The sequence below is a fragment of the Croceicoccus sediminis genome, assembly GCF_007570835.1.
GTDB lineage: Bacteria > Pseudomonadota > Alphaproteobacteria > Sphingomonadales > Sphingomonadaceae > Croceicoccus > Croceicoccus sediminis.
This window is the reverse complement of sequence record NZ_SUNC01000001.1, coordinates 1,141,894-1,159,013: the sequence shown is the minus strand read 5'-3', so window position 1 is coordinate 1,159,013 and position 17,120 is coordinate 1,141,894. Positions and strand designations below refer to the sequence as shown.

General features: G+C 64.6%; 16 protein-coding genes and 1 tRNA gene. 3 read left to right on the top strand and 14 right to left on the bottom strand.

The features are described 5' to 3' along the window. Positions 1 to 11: 11 nt before the first annotated feature. Positions 12 to 1,337, bottom strand: coding sequence for a GntP family permease (locus FAX90_RS05395; protein ID WP_144096204.1), 1,326 nt, complete (start codon positions 1,335 to 1,337; stop codon positions 12 to 14). A gap of 72 nt (positions 1,338 to 1,409) precedes the next feature. After that, positions 1,410 to 2,246, bottom strand: coding sequence for a glutathione-dependent disulfide-bond oxidoreductase (yghU, locus tag FAX90_RS05390; protein WP_144096202.1), 837 nt, complete (start codon positions 2,244 to 2,246; stop codon positions 1,410 to 1,412). Between the two features lie 108 nt (positions 2,247 to 2,354). On the opposite strand from yghU, the gene FAX90_RS05385 reads away from it, so the two are divergent. Continuing rightward, the gene (locus tag FAX90_RS05385; protein WP_144096200.1) at positions 2,355 to 3,218 is read left to right on the top strand and encodes a DUF2785 domain-containing protein; all 864 of its coding nucleotides are present in this window, start codon (positions 2,355 to 2,357) and stop codon (positions 3,216 to 3,218) included. Positions 3,219 to 3,299: 81 nt separating this feature from the next. On the opposite strand, the gene FAX90_RS05380 is transcribed toward FAX90_RS05385, so the two are convergent. Then, positions 3,300 to 3,374 (bottom strand) — tRNA-Gly (locus FAX90_RS05380). Between the two features lie 224 nt (positions 3,375 to 3,598). Here FAX90_RS05380 and FAX90_RS05375 point away from each other — a divergent pair. Further along, positions 3,599 to 4,507 (top strand): tetratricopeptide repeat protein, encoded by a 909-nt coding sequence (locus tag FAX90_RS05375; RefSeq protein ID WP_144096865.1) that lies wholly within the window; start codon positions 3,599 to 3,601, stop codon positions 4,505 to 4,507. Positions 4,508 to 4,519: 12 nt separating this feature from the next. Further along, on the top strand, positions 4,520 to 5,143 hold the full coding sequence (locus FAX90_RS05370) for an LON peptidase substrate-binding domain-containing protein (RefSeq protein ID WP_144096198.1): 624 nt from the start codon (positions 4,520 to 4,522) through the stop codon (positions 5,141 to 5,143). Positions 5,144 to 5,147: 4 nt separating this feature from the next. Here FAX90_RS05370 and FAX90_RS05365 read toward each other — a convergent pair whose 3' ends face one another. The 11 genes from FAX90_RS05365 to zwf all read right to left on the bottom strand — a co-directional run bounded on the left by FAX90_RS05365 (position 5,148) and on the right by zwf (position 17,041). Beyond that, positions 5,148 to 5,783 carry a MarC family protein gene (locus FAX90_RS05365; RefSeq protein WP_144096196.1) on the bottom strand — a complete coding sequence of 212 codons (636 nt, stop codon included), beginning with the start codon at positions 5,781 to 5,783 and terminating at the stop codon, positions 5,148 to 5,150. Between the two features lie 5 nt (positions 5,784 to 5,788). Further along, entirely contained in the window at positions 5,789 to 6,490 is a 702-nt protein-coding gene (locus tag FAX90_RS05360) for a Cif family virulence factor (RefSeq protein WP_144096194.1), read from the bottom strand. Then, positions 6,490 to 7,362, bottom strand: a complete 873-nt coding sequence (gene folD / locus FAX90_RS05355) for a bifunctional methylenetetrahydrofolate dehydrogenase/methenyltetrahydrofolate cyclohydrolase FolD (protein WP_144096192.1) — start codon at positions 7,360 to 7,362, stop codon at positions 6,490 to 6,492. The genes FAX90_RS05360 and folD overlap by 1 nt, the downstream gene beginning before the upstream one ends. Then, the gene (locus tag FAX90_RS05350; RefSeq protein ID WP_144096191.1) at positions 7,362 to 7,655 is read right to left on the bottom strand and encodes a YggT family protein; all 294 of its coding nucleotides are present in this window, start codon (positions 7,653 to 7,655) and stop codon (positions 7,362 to 7,364) included. The genes folD and FAX90_RS05350 overlap by 1 nt, the downstream gene beginning before the upstream one ends. A 109-nt stretch (positions 7,656 to 7,764) precedes the next feature. Continuing rightward, entirely contained in the window at positions 7,765 to 8,250 is a 486-nt protein-coding gene (locus FAX90_RS05345; RefSeq protein WP_144096189.1) for a hypothetical protein, read from the bottom strand. After that, positions 8,250 to 9,158 carry an acetylglutamate kinase gene (gene argB, locus FAX90_RS05340; RefSeq protein ID WP_144096187.1) on the bottom strand — a complete coding sequence of 303 codons (909 nt, stop codon included), beginning with the start codon at positions 9,156 to 9,158 and terminating at the stop codon, positions 8,250 to 8,252. Before argB ends, FAX90_RS05345 begins: the two co-directional genes overlap by 1 nt. Before the next feature lie 35 nt (positions 9,159 to 9,193). Then, positions 9,194 to 10,168 carry a bile acid:sodium symporter family protein gene (locus tag FAX90_RS05335; protein WP_144096184.1) on the bottom strand — a complete coding sequence of 325 codons (975 nt, stop codon included), beginning with the start codon at positions 10,166 to 10,168 and terminating at the stop codon, positions 9,194 to 9,196. Between the two features lie 36 nt (positions 10,169 to 10,204). Continuing rightward, entirely contained in the window at positions 10,205 to 13,003 is a 2,799-nt protein-coding gene (locus tag FAX90_RS05330; RefSeq protein WP_144096182.1) for a phosphoenolpyruvate carboxylase, read from the bottom strand. A gap of 11 nt (positions 13,004 to 13,014) precedes the next feature. Further along, positions 13,015 to 13,626 (bottom strand): bifunctional 4-hydroxy-2-oxoglutarate aldolase/2-dehydro-3-deoxy-phosphogluconate aldolase, encoded by a 612-nt coding sequence (gene eda / locus FAX90_RS05325; RefSeq protein WP_144096180.1) that lies wholly within the window; start codon positions 13,624 to 13,626, stop codon positions 13,015 to 13,017. A 34-nt stretch (positions 13,627 to 13,660) separates the two neighbouring features. Continuing rightward, on the bottom strand, positions 13,661 to 15,490 hold the full coding sequence (edd, locus tag FAX90_RS05320; protein ID WP_144096178.1) for a phosphogluconate dehydratase: 1,830 nt from the start codon (positions 15,488 to 15,490) through the stop codon (positions 13,661 to 13,663). A gap of 87 nt (positions 15,491 to 15,577) precedes the next feature. Continuing rightward, positions 15,578 to 17,041: a glucose-6-phosphate dehydrogenase gene (gene zwf / locus FAX90_RS05315; protein ID WP_144096176.1), complete on the bottom strand. Its 1,464-nt coding sequence runs from the start codon at positions 17,039 to 17,041 to the stop codon at positions 15,578 to 15,580. Positions 17,042 to 17,120 lie beyond the last annotated feature (79 nt).

The window sequence follows — 17,120 nt, the reverse complement described above, 5'->3', positions numbered from 1 at the left end:
GGTCGTGAGACCTAGAAGAGCGTGAAAAGGGTGAGCGCGAGGACCAAGCCGATCAACGGCACGATCACCGTGGTCACCGCCACCGCCTTGTAAGCGGCCTGATGCGTTTCGCCGCAGACCGCGCGGATCGTGGTCACGACATAGCCGTTGTGGGGCAGGCTATCGAGCGCGCCCGAGGCAATCGCCACGACGCGGTGCAGTTCCTCCGGATTGGCACCGACCTCCAGGTAATGCGGTGCGATCAGCGGCAAGGCGATGGTCTGGCCGCCAGACGCGCTTCCGGTCAGGCCGGCAATGACGGTGACCGCGATGGCCGCGCCGATCAGGGGATTGCCCGGAATGGCCTGCACCGCATCGAGCGCTTGCAGAAAGGCGGGCGAAAGCTTGGCGACCGATCCGAAACCGACGACCGCGCAGGTATTGGTGATCGCCACGACCGCGCCCGTCGCACCGCGCGAAAACGTGGCGGCAAACCGGCCCCGCTCGCTCCACCCGACCAGACAGGCCAGCGCCACGCCCGCGCCAAGGGCAAGGACCAGCGCCCATTTGCCCAGCGACTGCGAGACGAGAAAAACGCCCAGCACGCCGACCAGCGGCATGATCGCCAAAAGGGGCGAGGGCAGGGTGGTATCGACCTCGAACCGCTCGTCCGCCTCGCGCGTGGAAAATCCCTCTCCGGCCAGGACAGCCTTCTTCACCATGCGCGACAGCAGGATGTAGCCTAGCGTCGCCATGAACAGTGCGACGATCAGGCTGACCTCCCACGCGGCATAGGCGGTCGTGCCAAGGAACGGCATGGGGATCAGGTTCTGGATTTCGGGGCTGCCCGCGCTGGTCATCGTGAACGTGACCGACCCGAAGGCCAGTGCGCCGGGAATGAAGCGGCGCGGCAGGTTCGCTTCGCGGAACAGTTCGACGGCAAGGCCATAGACCGAGAACGCGACGATGAAGACGCTGACCCCGCCATAGGTCAGCACGGCGCAAGCCAGCACGGTCGCGGCCAGCGCGTATTTGCTGCCCAGCTTGTGCGTGATGAACCGCGCGACGGAGGCCGCCGCACCCGACGCGGCCATGACCTCTCCGAAGATCGCGCCCAAAAGGAACATCAGGAACCAGTCGGCCAGGAAGCTGGAGAACCCGGCCATGTAGCTGCTGGCATAATCGGGCGCGGTAGTGCCGTCCGCCAGCGTTTCGGCCAGCGGCGGCAGCAGCGGCAGCCCGGCGGTAACCGCCACGACAAGCGCGGCGATCGGCCCGGCGATAAGGATGTTGATGCCCCTGACCGTCATCCAGATCAGAAGGGCAAGGCCACCGATCAGCCCGATCCAGCTTAGCATTCGTCCTCCCCGAAGGTTTGCACCTTCATGGAGGGGAGGAGACGTTCGGTCAAACCATCGGAAAGAAGAGGCTTATTGGAATAACGCGTCGAGGTCGGCGGCGCTGTGTCGTTCGGGCGCGCCTTCACGCTGATTGACCTTTTCGCCCCGGCGGACCGGCGTGCGTTCTGCTATCTGTTTTGCCCAGCGTTGCAGGTTTTCGTACTCCTGCACTTGCAGGAAAGTGCCCGCGTTCTTGTACGACTTGTCCAGCGCCAGTTTGCCGTACCAGGGCCAGATCGCGATGTCGGCGATGGTATAATCGTCGCCTGCGATGAATTCACGGGCCGCCAGTTGTTTGTCCAGCACGTCCAGCTGGCGCTTCGTTTCCATCGTGAAGCGGTCGATGGGATATTCCATCGGATAGGGCGCATAGGCGTAGAAGTGCCCGAACCCGCCGCCAAGATAGGGCGCGCTACCCATCTGCCAGAACAGCCAGTTGAGGCATTCGGCGCGGCCTGCCGGATCGGCCGGGATGAAGGCACCGAACTTCTCGGCCAGGTGCAGCAGGATCGAACCCGATTCGAACAGGCGGATCGGCTGTTCGCCGCTAAGGTCGATCAGCGCAGGGATTTTCGAGTTCGGATTGATCTCCACGAAACCGGAGGTGAACTGGTCGCTGTCGCCGATCCAGATCGGCCAGGCGTCGTATTCCGCGCCGGTGTGCCCGGCGGCCAGCAGTTCCTCGAACAGGATCGTGACTTTCTGCCCGTTCGGCGTGCCTTGCGAATGGAGCTGGAAGGGATGTTGCCCTTTCGGCAGGTCTTTCTCGCTTCGCGCGCCGGAAAACGGTCGATTGATCGAAGTCCACTCTCCGCTGCCCTGATCGTCCCATTTCCAGATTTCGGGCGGAGTATAGCTCTCGGTCATCGCGGATAAGTCCTTGCTGGCTGCGAAAAGGTGCATGGCGCAGATAGGCAGCGATCGGGCGACGACAAGCTCTGGACAATCCGGGTCAGCGCGGGGAAACCTGCGATCATGTCGCTCAACCTGCTTGTCGCCGCCGCCGTTGCGGCCTGCCCGCTCGTTTCAGCCTCGCCCGATTTCGACGCGGTGGAGGTGATTGGCTCTGGAAGCCGCGAAGACCTGCGCGCGATGGTCGCCTGTCTTGGCGATCCCGATCCCGCGATCCGCGACGAAGGGGCCTATGCCGCTTTCGTGGAGGCCTTGCGCGAACGGGGCGTAGAGCCCGAAAGACGCGGCGACCTGATGGACATGCTGGCCGAAGCGGCGGCCGGTGCGATCGAAGGGGCGGATGCCGACGATCCGGGCTTTATCGGGCCCTTCGCCGCGCTGGTCTTGGCCGAAGTCGCGCGGACGGACCGGATCGATCCATGGCTTGAGGACGGGGACCGCGAACGGCTGGCACTGTTCGCCTCGCTCTACCTCGAAAGCGTTCGTGACTATCGCGGATTCGTGCCCGGCGAAGGCTGGCGCCACGGCGTCGCGCACGGGGCGGACCTTGTCATGCAACTGGCCCTGAACCGCAAACTTGGGCGCGCGTCGGCCAAGGTCATGCTCGACGCCATCCACGAACAGGTCGCGCCGTCGTTCCACGCCTACCGTTTTGGCGAACCGGCGCGATTGGCCCGGCCGGTGATCTATCTGGCCGATCGCGATTTCATGACCGATGCGCAATGGGCACAGTGGTTTGACACGCTTTATCCCGAGGAAGAGGCCGCCCGCAGCGATCGTTACGCCGACGAAGCGGCCCTGATCCGCATGCACAATGCACGCGCCTTTGCGCTGGAGATCATGGCAATGACGGGCCAGCTGGGTGACAGTCCTGCGATTGCCCTATCCGACCATGCCCAGCGAATCGTGCGCCGCACCGCGCCTTGAATCAGGGCTTGCCGCGCAGGCACACGAAATGATCGCCCGGCACCTAAGCGCCTGCGATCATTTGTTTTCCATGTGAGGAAATGGAGCGGGCGAAGGGATTCGAACCCTCGACCCCAACCTTGGCAAGGTTGTGCTCTACCCCTGAGCTACGCCCGCTCTGAACGCCTGCAACCGGTTGGAAAGAAGCCCTTCCGGTCGGGGTGAGGCGCGCCTTTAACAGGGGTATTTCAGGCCTGCAACCGGAAAAATTCACTCCAGCGCACATTCTTTGTCGACCCTTGGAAAAACCCGACCGTTGCCCCACATTGCACGCAACGACCGACGCCGCACAAATGCCGGCGCAAAGCATGGACAGACAGGAGAATTCCCCCTTGGCGAGTATGGGCCTCAACATCGACGAACAGAAAGCCGTCGAACGGTTCCGCGACAATATCGTCGAACCGTCGAAGACGAAGCTGGTGATTCTCGACTTCTGGGCAGAGTGGTGCGGGCCCTGCAAGGCGCTGACCCCGATCTTGGAAAAGGTCGCGGCCGACTATGCCGACAAGGGCGTGATTCTTGCGAAGGTGAACGTCGATGAGGAACAGTTCATCGCCTCGCAGTTCCAGGTCCGCTCGATCCCGACGGTCTATGCCATGTTCCAGGGCCAGCCGGTTGCCGACCTGACCCAGGCCCGCACCGAATCGCAGTTGAAGCAGGTTCTGGACCAGCTCCTCTCGCAGCTTCCCGTAGAAGCGGGCGCGCCGGGCGAAGACGCGGCGCAGGACGTCGCCCCGCTTCTGGCGATGGGCGAGGAAGTGCTTTCGGGCGGCGATGCGGAACGCGCGCTCGGCATCTTCGCCCAGATCGTCCAGATGGCCCCCGACAATGTCGAGGCACAGGCTGGCCTGCTGCGCGCCATGATCGAGGCCGGTCACGTCGAGGATGCGGAAACCGCGATTGCCAGCTTGCCCGAGGACGTGCGCAAGGACCTGGCCATCGAACGCGCGGTCGCCGCGCTGGAACTGGCCAAGAACAAGCCCGACGACAGCGAGCTTGAAAACCTGCGCAAGGCCGCGGCGGAACGTCCGGCCGACATGGATGCGCAGATGGCCTTTGCCGAAGCGGCCTTCGCCGCCGGTTCGCGTGACGAGGCGGCCGAAACGCTGCTTTCCATGGTTCGTACCGAGCCGGAGTGGCAGGATGGCGCGGCCAAGGCCAAGCTGCTCCAGATTTTCGAAGCCGTCGGGCTGGAAGATCCCTGGGTCGGGGCACAGCGCCGCAAGCTTTCCCTGATCCTGTTCGGATAGGGCGAAGTCGGCATGGGTTCCGGCACAGAGACTTCGCGTATCTCGATCTTCCCCTTGTCGGGGGCGCTGCTGTTCCCCGGACTGCAGCTGCCGCTGCACATCTTCGAGCCGCGTTACCGCGCGCTGGTAAAGGACGCGCTGGCGCGGGACCGGATGATCGGCATGATCCAGCCCATGCGCCCGGCCGAGGGTTCGCCCCTGTTCGATGTCGGCTGCCTTGGGCGGATCGACGATGTCGAGGCGCTGGAGGACGGCCGTTTCAATATCGTGCTCGACGGACTGGCGCGCTATCGCATCGTCAGGGAACTCGACGTGACCACACCGTTCCGGCAAGTCGATGCCGAATTGCTGGAAGAGAACGAGGAAGCGGTGCTGCTCCCGATCGAGCGGGCATCGCTTGAACAGGAATCGCGACGCTTTGCGGACCGTCAGGGTTATTCGGTCGACTGGGAGCAGGTGTCCCGGCTCGACGACCTGTCACTGGTGAACGGAATTTCGCAAGTCGCACCCTTCGATGCGGCTTCGAAACAGGCCTTGCTGGAGGCGTCCGACCTTAATGAGCGGTGCGAGCTGCTGGTTCAGTTGATGCAGTTCTACGGCTGTCACGACGATGACGAGACCGGAACGCTGCAATAGCAGCCTATAAGTTGAAGCTGCCGCGAAGCCCGTCGATCACGAACTGGGCGGCGAGCGCGGCCAGCAAGACACCCAGAAGGCGGGTCACCACCGATTCGAACTGGTCGCCAAAGAACCGCATCAGCGGCGCGGCGGCGATCAGCGCGGCAAGCGTCAGCACCATCACCACGCCCAGCGCGGCAAGGACCGCGGCCGTTTCCTCAACCGTGGAAGCGCGCGCCATAAGCAACATGATAGACGCGATCGCGCCCGGACCTGCCAGCATCGGCATCGCCATCGGGAAGACGGAAACGTCGTCCACTTCCGGCGAATCGGCGTGCTGTGCGCGGACTTTGTCGGCGCGGTCGTGGCGGCGTTCGGTCCGCTTTTCGAAGACCATGTCGATGGCGATGGCGAAGAGCATGATGCCGCCCGCGATCCGGAAGGAATCCAGTTCGATATGCAACGCGCCCAGCAGCCCTTCGCCGAACCAGGCGAAGATCAGCAGGATAATCGTGGCGATCACGGTCGCGCGGATCGCCATCGACCGGCGCTGCGCATTGTTGGCATCGGCGGTCAGGCCCGCGTAGATCGGCGCGCAGCCGGGCGGGTCGATCACCACGAACAGCGTGATGAAGGCAGAGACGAAAAGCTCGACCATCGGTCCTACTCGGCCGCCTTGGGCGGCGGCGCGACGGTCTGGTGCAGGACGCGCTGAAACTGGTCACCGTCCCACACGTCGACGGTCACGATCCGGCCGCCCCACTGGTCGACCCTTCCTCCCCAGCGCAGGGTGCGGTCATCCGATGATCCGCCGAAGAATTCACCATTGCCGGGAACGCCTTGCTGCAGTTCCTGTGCCGGCGCCCATGGCAGGGTGGGGCAATCGGCGACGTGCGCATCGATCAATTCGGGTTCGGCCAGAGGCTTTTCCAGAGTGTCGCCGTGGTCCATCAGCCAGCGGTATTCGCCGTCCTTCTGACGCTGCCAGACGGTGGTGAACCAGCCTGTGCTGCCGTCAGGGCGCTGCCACGCGCCGCGTGTCACGTTGACCGATCCGTCGCAGCTGGCCCAGACCTCGTGCGGTTGCCATGCAACAGACTGGGCCGGGTTTTCGCGCTTTTTCAGCCAGTCCTTAGCATTGACCAGTTGCGGCACGAACATGATGCCGTCATCGGCGGCATATTCGGCAAAGGCGGTCCACTGGCCTTTTTCCTGCGCCATCGAAGCAAAAGCCAGCTCGGCGGCCACGACATCGCCGGGTTGTGCGATGGGTTTCAACGTCGATCCTCCGGGTCCGCTGCGTGGCGGGCCACCGGCGGCGCAACCGGCCAGTGCAATGGCGAGAAAGACGGCGGCGAAACGCATCAGGCGAGGCCTTCGCGGCGCCTTGCAGCTTCGAGCGTGTTGTAGAGCAGGCAGGCGATCGTCATCGGACCGACGCCGCCGGGAACGGGGGTGATCGCGCCGACGGTTTCGCTGGCGCTGGCGAAATCGACGTCGCCGACGAGCCTGGTCTTGCCATCTTCGGCGGCGGGGACGCGGTTGATCCCCACGTCGATCACCGTCGCACCCGGTTTCAGCCAGTCGCCCTTGACCATTTCGGGCCGCCCGACGGCTGCGACGACGATATCTGCGCCGCGCACGACTTCGGGAAGGTCTGTGGTCCGGCTGTGCGCGACAGTAACGGTGCAGCTTTCGCGCAGAAGCAGCTGTGCCATCGGTTTGCCCACGATGTTCGAGCGGCCGATAATCACCGCGGTCTTGCCCGACAGGTCGCCAAGCCGGTCTTTCAGCAGCATCAGGCACCCCAGCGGCGTGCAGGCGACAAAACCGGGCAGACCCGTCATCAGGCGCCCCGCGCTGGCCGTGGTAAAGCCGTCGACGTCCTTGTCCGGGTCGATCGCCTGGATCACGGCGTTTTCGTCCATACCCTTGGGCAGGGGAAGCTGTACCAGGATACCGTCGACCGCCGGATCGGCGTTCAGCTTCTCGACCAGAGCCAGCAGGTCTTCCTGCGACGTTTCGGCGGGCAGGCGATGTTCGAAGCTTTCCATGCCCGCACCCACGGTCGCCTTGTGCTTGTTGCGCACATAGACCTGACTGGCCGGGTCTTCACCCACCAGAACGACCGCGAGACCGGGCTTGCGCCCCGCCTGCGCACTGAATTCGGCGACGCCTTTCGCCACTTTGCCGCGCAGGTCGGCGGCAAAGGCCTTTCCGTCGATGATGTCGGCCATCAGTAACCCGCCACGGCAAGGTTGCGCAGGACGATCTGCAGGATGTTGAGCCCGATGATCAGCACCAGCGGCGAGAAATCGATCGCGCCGGTGTTGGGCATGATGCGCCGGATCGGGCGCAATATCGGTTCCAGCAAGGCGTTCACTGCCGAATAGATCGCAGCGACGAACTGGTTCGACGTATTGACCACGTTGAACGCGATCAGCAGCGACAGCACGAACTGGACGATGACCAGGAAGACGACGACCGAGACGAGCAGGTCGATGATCTGAATGAGGGTAAGCAGGAGCACGCGCGAATTCCTTGGCGGCAATGGGGGGCTTGCCCTTTGCATCTAGCCGACGGGCGGGCGGTGTATCAACCATCCAATACGCCTCTGCCGGTGCAAAAGCGCGCGTGGATCAGTTCCAGTCGATCGAACGGATGCGCCAGCTCAGTTGCTGTGCGCTTGCTCCGGGGACGTCGTTCACGCGCCTGGCGGTCATCGTGCCGGTCCGATCGATCGATTCGCCGTCTGGTCCGATGGCGCTTATCGTGACGGGCACGGTCAGGTAGCTGGAGCCTGCCGCGCCTTCCAGCTGCTGCTCGCCATAAGTGACGCGCAGGTCTGCCTGCCCGTAATCTTGATCTTGCGCCTGCGCGAGAGCTTCATCGTTCCAGGCCTTGGCGGCCGCTGCATAGTCGCCGCTTTCGATGGCCGCTTTCCAGTAATCGAGCAGGGCCTGCGGGTCCTTGTCCTGTGCGCCGGGAAGCGCGGGAAGGCTGGCCGTTTGCTCCGCTACGGGCGCGGTTTCGACCGGCTCGGTCGGTTGCTCTGCGCTTTCTGTCCCTTGCGAGCAGGCGGCAAGCGCGAGGCAGGCGAGGGCAATGGCAATGTGTCCGCGCATCAGTCGTTGCGGATCAGCGTGCCAGCGCCGCGTTCGGTAAAGATTTCGAGCAACATCGCATGCGGAACGCGCCCGTCGAGCACGACTGCCGCGTCGCAGCCCGCCTCGACCGCCTGAACGCAGGTTTCGAGCTTGGGAATCATGCCGCCGCTGATCGTGCCATCGTCTTTCAGCTTGGCGATGCCGGTGGGGGTGAGGTCGGTCATCAGGCCGCCTTGCTTGTCCAGAACGCCGGGAACGTCGGTCAACAGGAACAGGCGTGCCGCGCCCACGGCGGCGGCGATGGCGCCTGCCATGGTGTCGGCGTTGATGTTGTAGGTATGCCCGTCATCACCCACGCCGATCGGCGCGATTACGGGGATAAGCCCGGCCGACACCGCGGTGTCGATGATGCGCGTGTCGACGTGCTGCGGTTCGCCCACGAATCCCAGGTCGACGACCTGTTCGATCGCGCTGTCCGGGTCCTTGCGGGTGCGGTGCACTTTCGTCGCCTTCACCAGTCCGCCGTCCTTGCCCGAAATGCCAAGCGCGCGGCCCCCGGCATTGGCGATCCAGCTGACGAGTTCCTTGTTGATCCGGCCCGACAGGACCATTTCGGCGATTTCCGCCGTCTGCTTGTCGGTCACGCGCAGGCCGTCGACGAAGCTCGATTCGACGCCCAGTTTCTTCAGCATGGCCCCGATCTGCGGCCCGCCGCCGTGGACGACCACGACATTGATGCCGACCGCGCCCAAAAGGACGACGTCTTCGGCAAAGTCCTGTGCCGCCTCGGGATCTCCCATCGCGTGGCCGCCATACTTGATGACGAAAGTCCGCCCCGCATATCGCTTGATATAGGGAAGCGCCTCTACGAGGATTTCCGCCTTGGCGAGCACCGCCTTGTCACTGGGGTTCAGAGGATCGACCATAGTGGCGCCGCCATTGCACGCCAATGCACCTGCAATCAATCGCTTTGCGCGCCTTCGCGTGCCCATCGTGCGGCCAGAAGCGCCGATACGACCATCTGCGCCTGGTGGAATATCATCAGCGGCAGCAGCACCGCGCCCACGCTGGCGGGCGGAAAAAGCACCCCGGCAAAGGCGACGCCGGCGGCAAGGCTCTTCTTCGATCCGGCGAACTGGATGGTGATCCGGTCATCGCGCGAGAAGCCGAGCCAGCGCCCCGCCAGCGTTGTCGCCGTGAACACCGCCGCCAGCAGGACAAGGCACAGGGCGACGACCAGCGCAAGTTCGTCAAGGCCGGTCTGTTGCCACAACCCTTCACGCACCGACGCGCCGAATGCCACGAAGACGATCAGGACGATCGTGCCCTTGTCGGCAAGCGATACGGCCTTTTTATGCTTCGAAACGAACCCGCCGATCAGGGGGCGCAGCATGTGGCCCGCGATGAAAGGGACCAGCAGTTGCAGGACGATGCGCAGCGCGGCGGTTCCGGAAATCTCGGCCCCGCCGCTGCCCCCTGCCATCAAGGCGGACAGCGAGGGCGTGACGAAAACGGCCGCCATGTTGGAAATCGCCGCCGCGCAGACCGCGCCTGCGACATTGCCGCCCGCCATGGCCGTAAACGCGACCGCGCTTTGCATCGTCGACGGCACAGCGCCGATGAAGACGAGGCCGCGGGCCAAGTTCTCGTCAAGCCCCGGCACCAGCGACAGGGCCAGGGTGCAGACCGGAAAGAACGCGAACGTCGTTGCCAGGATCACGAGATGCAGCCGCCAGTGCGTCATCCCGCCGATAATCGCCTGACGCGAAAGCTTCGCGCCGTGCAGGAAGAACAGCAGCACGATCCCCGCGTCCGCCGCCCATCCGAAGACGTCCGCCATGATCCCGCGCGGCGGCAGGAGCGAGGCGAGCACGATCGCAGCGAACAGCGACAGGACGAAGGGATCGGGCCGAAACCGGGCCAGCAGACCTGCCATGTGCTTCCCTTCTGCGATGGCCATTAGCGGCGGGGTTCAGCCGTGCGCGCCGAACTCGTTCGCGATGGCGGTACCGATCCTGAGCACAAGTGCATAGGCATTCTCGATCGGATCGATGAATTCGCGCCGGATCGCGTGATACCCGCTGTCGCCACCATCGGGATACTGGCTGCCCTCGACGATCTGGAAATCGTCGATCGACGGGAAGCTGGTCGGGAAGGCGCGGCGCATCTGCGACAAGGCATCGTCGATACGCAGCGTGAAGACCATTTCCAGCACGTCCTCGCGGCTGATGTCGTTGGACCGGGAGAAGACGGGGACTTGCACCGCTTTCAGGAACATGTGCTGAAGCAGGGCCAGGCGCAGAGCCTGCAAGACCCCGATGGAGCGGCGCTTGTGCTCTCGGTCCGTGATCGCGGGGCCCCACTCCTCGTTTGCGCCCGGGATGGCGTCCATCAGCTTGTGCAAGTGCATGGCATCGACGCGAAGGCGGCTGGCCAGGCGGCGGAAGGTGCCGACGCGGTCGTCCTTGGTCAGGTAGTCGGCCAGCGTCAGGCAGGCATCGGTCAGGTGCTTTTCGGTGCCGCGATAGGGGCGGCTGGCCCAATAGGCGGAATTGAACAGTTCGCCATAGGCAGCCACCGTCTTGATGCTGGCCAGCGCGTCTGCCGCGCGCACGAGGCGCAGCATCTGCTTGCCCCGTTCGCTGGTAGAGAGGAGATCGGCGATTTCCTCGACGTTGTTTTCCGCCGCCGTGCCGAACCCTGCGATCACGTTCACCGGATAGCCCAGTTGCTGCAGGATGGCGTTGTGCGGGATCGCGCGGATCTGCCGCAGGCTCATCTTCCGGTCGGAGGCGAGATCAGACTGGCGGCGCGAACGGCGGCTGCCGGTGTCGTTCAACAGACCAAGGCCGAACGCGGTGATCGCCCGGCTGTAGGTGACCGAGACGAGGTGCCGGTTCTGCACCCGGCGGATCGCGCGGTAGAAATCGAGGCTGAGATCGGTGCGGCGATAGAACTGGTCCGTCGGCGCGTCGATATCGGCGTCGGTCGGCGGCGTTTCGGCAATGCGCGACAAAGTGGCCAGCGCCAGTTCGGGGGTGCCGAACCACAAGTATCCGTCACCACCCTGAAAGCTGACTTCGGGTTCGAGCCGGATGCCTGCGCGCACGAAACGGCGGCGCGCCCAAGGCGACAGCGGCCATTCCAGCCGGTCTTTCATCGACGCGGGATGCGCGCCGCGGCCCATCGATTCGCCGTGCGTGTTGAAGATCAGCGCGGCAACGTCGGCCCCGTCCTTGCCCGACAGCCCGTTGGCCTTCATCGCGTCGGCAAGACGGCCCTGAAGGCGTTCGATGGCAAGGCTGGCCGGGATCTGGCCGACGAAACGGCCCGCGTCGGAAAAGCCGGTCTGGATGCAGACGCGGCCGCGCAGGCGGGCGTAATCGCGGTACTGGTCTTCTGCCAGCAGTGCGTCGAGGAAACGGCCGCCGTGTTCCAGCGCGGCCTCGGTCTCGAACAGGGGCGATACGTCGACCTTGTCCTCTATCCCGAACAGCTTTGCGAAATAGAGCGCGGCCAGCACGGTCTGCGGCTGTTCGCATTCCGCGATCAGCATGCGGATCGGCGCGTCGGCGTCGACGTGCTTCAGGATCTGCTGCATCGCCAGGAACTGACGGATCGCGGTGCTGCCCTCGATCGCAAGCGCGGCGAAGTTGGCGTTGAGCGGCTTCACATCCTCAAGCGCGGTGCGGATGGTGTTGAGCGCGGCCTGGCTCGACAGGTCGAGCTTCGATTCCGGGTCAACCCGGCGGCGGATCGCGTTCTGCAGCTGGCTGGAGTTCACGCGGAAATGGATAAGCCCCATGCCCAGCCCGTCCGCACGCATGGCGGCGGCGGCAGTCAGCAGCGCGATGGCGGTGTCCTCGCCCGCATCGCCGGCCATCTGTTCCAGCTCGGCAATGATGGGGGTTAGCGAGACGATCTTTGCGGGGTTATCCGCAGTCAGCGAATTGGCCGCGTGCGACAGCAGCGCGGGATCGGACAAGTCCTTGGCGAAAAGAGCTGCCATGTCGCCAGTATGTTCGGCAGCGGCCGACAGGCGCGCCGCCATTTCCGGCGCGTCCTGCGCCAGCATCGCGGCATAGGACGTCAGCCGCTCCGCCTTTTCCGACAGGCGATAGCGGATGGAGGTGTTCCACCCGATGTCGGTGCGGCCGTCCATGTCGTAACCCACCCAGGTGGCCAGCCGCACAGGCGTGGGGGCAAAGCCCTTCCATTCGGACGGCCAGTTGTCGCGCGCCTGTTTGAACAGTGTCCGCACGATCTGGTCGCGCGCGCCCTGGGCACGGGACATGGCCGCCATCGCGGCGTCGTGTTCGCTGTCGAGCGTGATCATCGTCCGCTCGTGCGGGGCGGCGCATACCGTATCGCCGTTGACCCGCCCTTCCGTTGCGGCCTCTGCGACCGAACCCGCCTGCGCCGGGGTCAGGAGGAAGGTCGGGTGCGCGGTGAACACGACATGCAGCAGGGGATGTTGCCAGCGGGCCGCGAAACTTTCGAAATCGGCAGCCGGTTTTTCGAAGACCTTGAGGTTTTCCTCTGCCGCCATCGGCGCGACCATGCGGTCTAGTTTTTGCGCGCGGGCCAGCAGCCCTTCGCATTCCAGCGCGCTGACCAGCGCGTTGATTTCGGCAAGGTCGATCTCGCCCGTTTCAAGCTTGCGCGAGAACTCCAGCCCTAGCTGGAAGACCGGGTTGAAAAGCGGAGTTTCGCGGGTCCGCGTATGCAGCTCGCGAAGACGGTCGTGGAGCGCGGCAATCTTCGGGTTCATGCAGGTCCCCTTCAGGATTTGAGTGCGGCGGCTTCGGCGGCAAGCTTGCGGATGGTATCCTTGTCGGCGCCCTTGGGCGCGATCCAGCTGCCACCGACGCAAAGGATCTGCGGGTGGGCCAGCCAGTCGGGCGCGGTCTTCAACGAGACACCGCCGGTCGGGCAGAACTTCGCCATGCCGAACGGGGCGGCAATGGCCTTGAGCGCGGGCAGGCCGCCGTTAGCCTCTGCCGGGAAGAACTTGAAGTGCGAAAGGCCCATGTCGAGCCCGGTCATGATCTCGGCACTGGTGGCGACACCGGGCAGGAAAGGCACGCCCGACTCCTTCGCCGCGCGGCCAAGGTTTTCGGTAAGGCCGGGCGAGACGACGAATTCGACGCCGGCACGCAGGACCTTCTCCAGATCCTTGGTCGACAGGACCGTCCCGGCCCCGACGATCGCGCCGGGCACGGTCTTCATCGCTTCGATCACGTCGAGCGCACAGGGCGTGCGCAGCGTGACTTCGAGGCAGGGGATGCCGCCTTCGACCAGCGCCTCTGCGATGGGGATCGCATCATCGACATCGTCGATCACGAGGACCGGGATGACGGGCGCTTTGGTCATGATGGAGTGAATGTCGGTCATGGTATTCCCTGTTCTTCAAATCTGTTCGGTGCGGTCAGAGACCGGCAAGCGCGAGCATCGCCGATCCGCCCTTTTCGGCGCCATCGGCCCCGGCGCGCATCATGGCGAAGAGTTCGCGGCCCACGCCCCACGCGGCGGGCGGCGCGGCGGCGGGCTGACGTCCGGAAAGGTCCGCCGTGGTCGAAAGCGTCCCGTCGCGCGCATCGACGCGGACGATGTCGCCATCCTGAAGGTAGGCAAGCGGACCGCTGTTGCCATCGATATCGGCCAGCGCCTCGGGTGTGCAGTGGATGGCGGCGGGGACTTTGCCCGATGCACCCGACATGCGGCCGTCGGTCACCAGTGCGACCTTGAAACCGCGATCCTGCAAGACGCCGAGCGGCGGCGTCAGTTTGTGCAGTTCGGGCATGCCGTTGGCGCGGGGCCCCTGGAAACGGACGACGACGACGACGTCGCGGTCCAGTTCGCCTGCCTTGAACGCCTTGGCGACGTCTTCCTGGGTCTGGAATACGCGGGCCGGAGCCTCGATCACCCAGCGTTCTTCTTCTACCGCGCTGGTCTTGATCGTCGCACGGCCGAGGTTACCCGTCAAAAGGCGCATGCCGCCGTCCGGGTTGAACGGATCGGACACGGGGGCCAGCATCGTGGGATCGAGCGGGGTGGCGGGCGCGGCCTGCCACGACAGGTCCTTGTCCTGCATGACGGGTTCCTGCGCCTGGTCCGAAAGGCTCGACCCGCCGACCGTCCTGATGTCGTCATGGGCAAGCCCTGCATCCAGCAGTTCGCGGATGACGTAGCCCATGCCGCCTGCGGCGTGAAACGCGTTCACGTCGCCGGTGCCGTTGGGATAGACGCGGGTGATCAGCGGGACAACCTTCGACAGGTCGTCGAAATCCTCCCAGTCGATCTGGATTCCGGCGGCACGCGCGATAGCGGGCACGTGGAGCGCGTGGTTGGTCGATCCGCCGGTCGCCAGCAGGCCGACGACCGCGTTCACGATCGCCTTTTCATCGACGCATGCCGAAAGCGGGCGCGGGTCCGATCCGCGGGTCGAAATCTTCGCCAGCTGGTGCACGGCGGCGCGGGTCAGGGCTGAACGCAGCGGGGTGTTGGGCGGGATGAAGGCCGCGCCCGGCATGTGCAGGCCCATCATTTCCATCATCATCTGGTTGGAGTTGGCGGTGCCGTAGAACGTGCAGGTGCCCGGCGCGTGATAGGACGCGCTTTCGCTGGCCAGCAGTTCGTCGCGGCCGACTTTGCCTTCTGCGTAAAGCTGACGGGTCTTCTGCTTTTCCTTGTTGCCGATCCCGCTGGGCATCGGGCCCGAAGGAACCAGAACGCAGGCCAGGTGGCCGAAACGCAGCGCGCCAATCAGCAGGCCCGGCACGATCTTGTCGCATATGCCGAGCAGGGCCATGCCGTCGTACATTTCGTGGCTCAATGCCACGGCGGTGCCCATGGCAATGGTATCGCGGCTGAACAGCGACAGGTCCATCCCGTCCTGCCCCTGCGTAACGCCGTCGCACATCGCGGGGACGCCGCCTGCGACCTGCATCGTCGCGCCGGCTTCACGGGCGTAGATCTTCATCGCCTCGGGATAACGACCATAGGGCTGATGCGCCGAAAGCATGTCGTTGTAGGCGGTGACGATGGCAAGGTTGGGCGCCTTGCCGCTGCCGATCGCGGCCTTGTCGTCGCCCATCGCGGCATAGCCGTGCGCAAGGTTCGAGCAGGCGAGCGCCGTCCGGTCGGGATGCCGGTCGGCTTCGCGGGCCATGAGGTCGAGATATCGGCCGCGGCTGTCGCGGCTGCGTTCGACGATGCGCTGTGTCACACGGGCGAGGGTGGGGTGCAGTTCGGCCACGGTTTTCCTTCGGTCTCTTCTGGCGGGGCCGGGCTCCCTCTTCCCGGCTGACCGCGTTGCAGCATATCAGATCGGCGCTATGCCCGGCTATTCGTGCCAGGTAACTCCGTCGCGTTCGGCCAGCGCGATGGCGGACGAAGGCCCCCAGCTACCGGCAGTATATGTCTTGGGCGTGATGTTCGCCTCGCCCCACGTTTCGCGGATGCCGTCGATCCAGTTCCACTGGGCCTCGACCTCGTCGCGGCGCACGAACAGCGTCTGGTCGCCTTCGACCAAGTCGAGCAAAAGGCGTTCGTAGGCGATGCGGCGTTCGGGACCGGCAAAGGCGTCGGGCATGGCGATGTCCAGTGGAACCTGCCGCAGGCGGATGCCGCCCCGGTCCAGCCCCGGAACTTTCGCCATGAGCGAGAGGCGGATGTTCTCTCGCGGCTGGATGCCGATGACGAGCGTGTTGGGAAGCGTCTTCGCGCCGCGATCCTCGAAGATCGAGAAGGGCACGTCGCGGAACTTCACAATGATTTCGGTCGTACGTTCGGGCATGCGCTTGCCGGTTCGCAAGTAGAACGGCACGCCCTTCCAGCGCCAGTTGTCGATATGGGCCTTCAGCGCGACGAACGTCTCGGTCTCGCTGTCGCGGCCCAGTTCGTCGTCGTATCCGGGCACGGCCTCGCCGTTGATGGCACCGGCCTTGTACTGGCCCGTCACGGTCTCGCTAGGTTGAATCGGGCGCAGGGCGCGCAGGACTTTCACCTTTTCGTCGCGCACGGCAGTGGCGTCGAAGCTGGTCGGCGGCTCCATCGCGACAAGGGCGAGAAGCTGCAGGATGTGGTTCTGCACCATGTCGCGCAGCGCGCCGCTGCCGTCGTAATAGCCGACGCGGGATTCAAGGCCCACGGTTTCGGCGACGGTGATCTGCACATGGTCGATATGCGCCGCGTTCCACAGCGGTTCGAACATGATGTTGGCAAAGCGCAGGGCCAGCAGGTTCTGGACCGTCTCCTTGCCCAGGTAGTGGTCGATGCGGAAAATGCGGTCTTCGGTAAAGGCAGAGGCGACCGCGTCGTTGATCTGGCACGAACTGGCCAGATCGGTGCCCAGCGGCTTTTCCAGTCCGATTCGCACGTTGGCGTCCCTGCCGTTGGGGGCAAGTCCGTTGGCGGCAAGGCCCTTGATCGTCGGTTCGAACAGCGAAGGGGCGGTCGAAAGGAAGATCGACAGGCCTTCGTTTTCGCCGGTCCCGATCGGGCCGACACACTTGGCCAGGGCATCGAACCCTTCGGGCGTGGAGGCGTCGAGATCCTGGTAGCGCAGCTTCGTCAGGAAGGTGTCGATATCGACCTTGCGCCCGGCGGGCAGGAACTTTGCCAACGCCTCTGACGCGAAATTGCGGAAACTTTCGTCGGTATATTCCGATCTGGCCGTGCCGATGATGTCGATATTGTCGGGCAGCAGCCCGTCAGACGTCAGCGCGCAGAGCGAGGGTAGCAGCATGCGCTGCGACAGGTCTCCGGTCGCACCGAAGAGCAGGAGCTTGTTCGCCGAAAAGGTCATGCGGCAAACCGCACAGTCGTGATGCACATGGTCGCGAATTTTCTCCCGCTCGGACCTTCAGGCCCTGTTGTTAGCAATT

Coding starts and splice junctions, on each gene's coding strand:
- FAX90_RS05370 (WP_144096198.1), top strand. CDS start 4,520: ATGGGTTCCGGCACAGAGACTTCGCGTATCTCGATCTTCCCCTTGTCG.
- FAX90_RS05365 (WP_144096196.1), bottom strand. CDS start 5,783: ATGGTCGAGCTTTTCGTCTCTGCCTTCATCACGCTGTTCGTGGTGATC.
- FAX90_RS05330 (WP_144096182.1), bottom strand. CDS start 13,003: ATGAACCCGAAGATTGCCGCGCTCCACGACCGTCTTCGCGAGCTGCAT.
- FAX90_RS05395 (WP_144096204.1), bottom strand. CDS start 1,337: ATGCTAAGCTGGATCGGGCTGATCGGTGGCCTTGCCCTTCTGATCTGG.
- yghU (WP_144096202.1), bottom strand. CDS start 2,246: ATGACCGAGAGCTATACTCCGCCCGAAATCTGGAAATGGGACGATCAG.
- FAX90_RS05345 (WP_144096189.1), bottom strand. CDS start 8,250: ATGCGCGGACACATTGCCATTGCCCTCGCCTGCCTCGCGCTTGCCGCC.
- zwf (WP_144096176.1), bottom strand. CDS start 17,041: ATGACCTTTTCGGCGAACAAGCTCCTGCTCTTCGGTGCGACCGGAGAC.
- FAX90_RS05360 (WP_144096194.1), bottom strand. CDS start 6,490: ATGCGTTTCGCCGCCGTCTTTCTCGCCATTGCACTGGCCGGTTGCGCC.
- eda (WP_144096180.1), bottom strand. CDS start 13,626: ATGACCGACATTCACTCCATCATGACCAAAGCGCCCGTCATCCCGGTC.
- argB (WP_144096187.1), bottom strand. CDS start 9,158: ATGGTCGATCCTCTGAACCCCAGTGACAAGGCGGTGCTCGCCAAGGCG.
- folD (WP_144096192.1), bottom strand. CDS start 7,362: ATGGCCGACATCATCGACGGAAAGGCCTTTGCCGCCGACCTGCGCGGC.
- FAX90_RS05385 (WP_144096200.1), top strand. CDS start 2,355: ATGTCGCTCAACCTGCTTGTCGCCGCCGCCGTTGCGGCCTGCCCGCTC.
- FAX90_RS05375 (WP_144096865.1), top strand. CDS start 3,599: ATGGGCCTCAACATCGACGAACAGAAAGCCGTCGAACGGTTCCGCGAC.
- FAX90_RS05335 (WP_144096184.1), bottom strand. CDS start 10,168: ATGGCAGGTCTGCTGGCCCGGTTTCGGCCCGATCCCTTCGTCCTGTCG.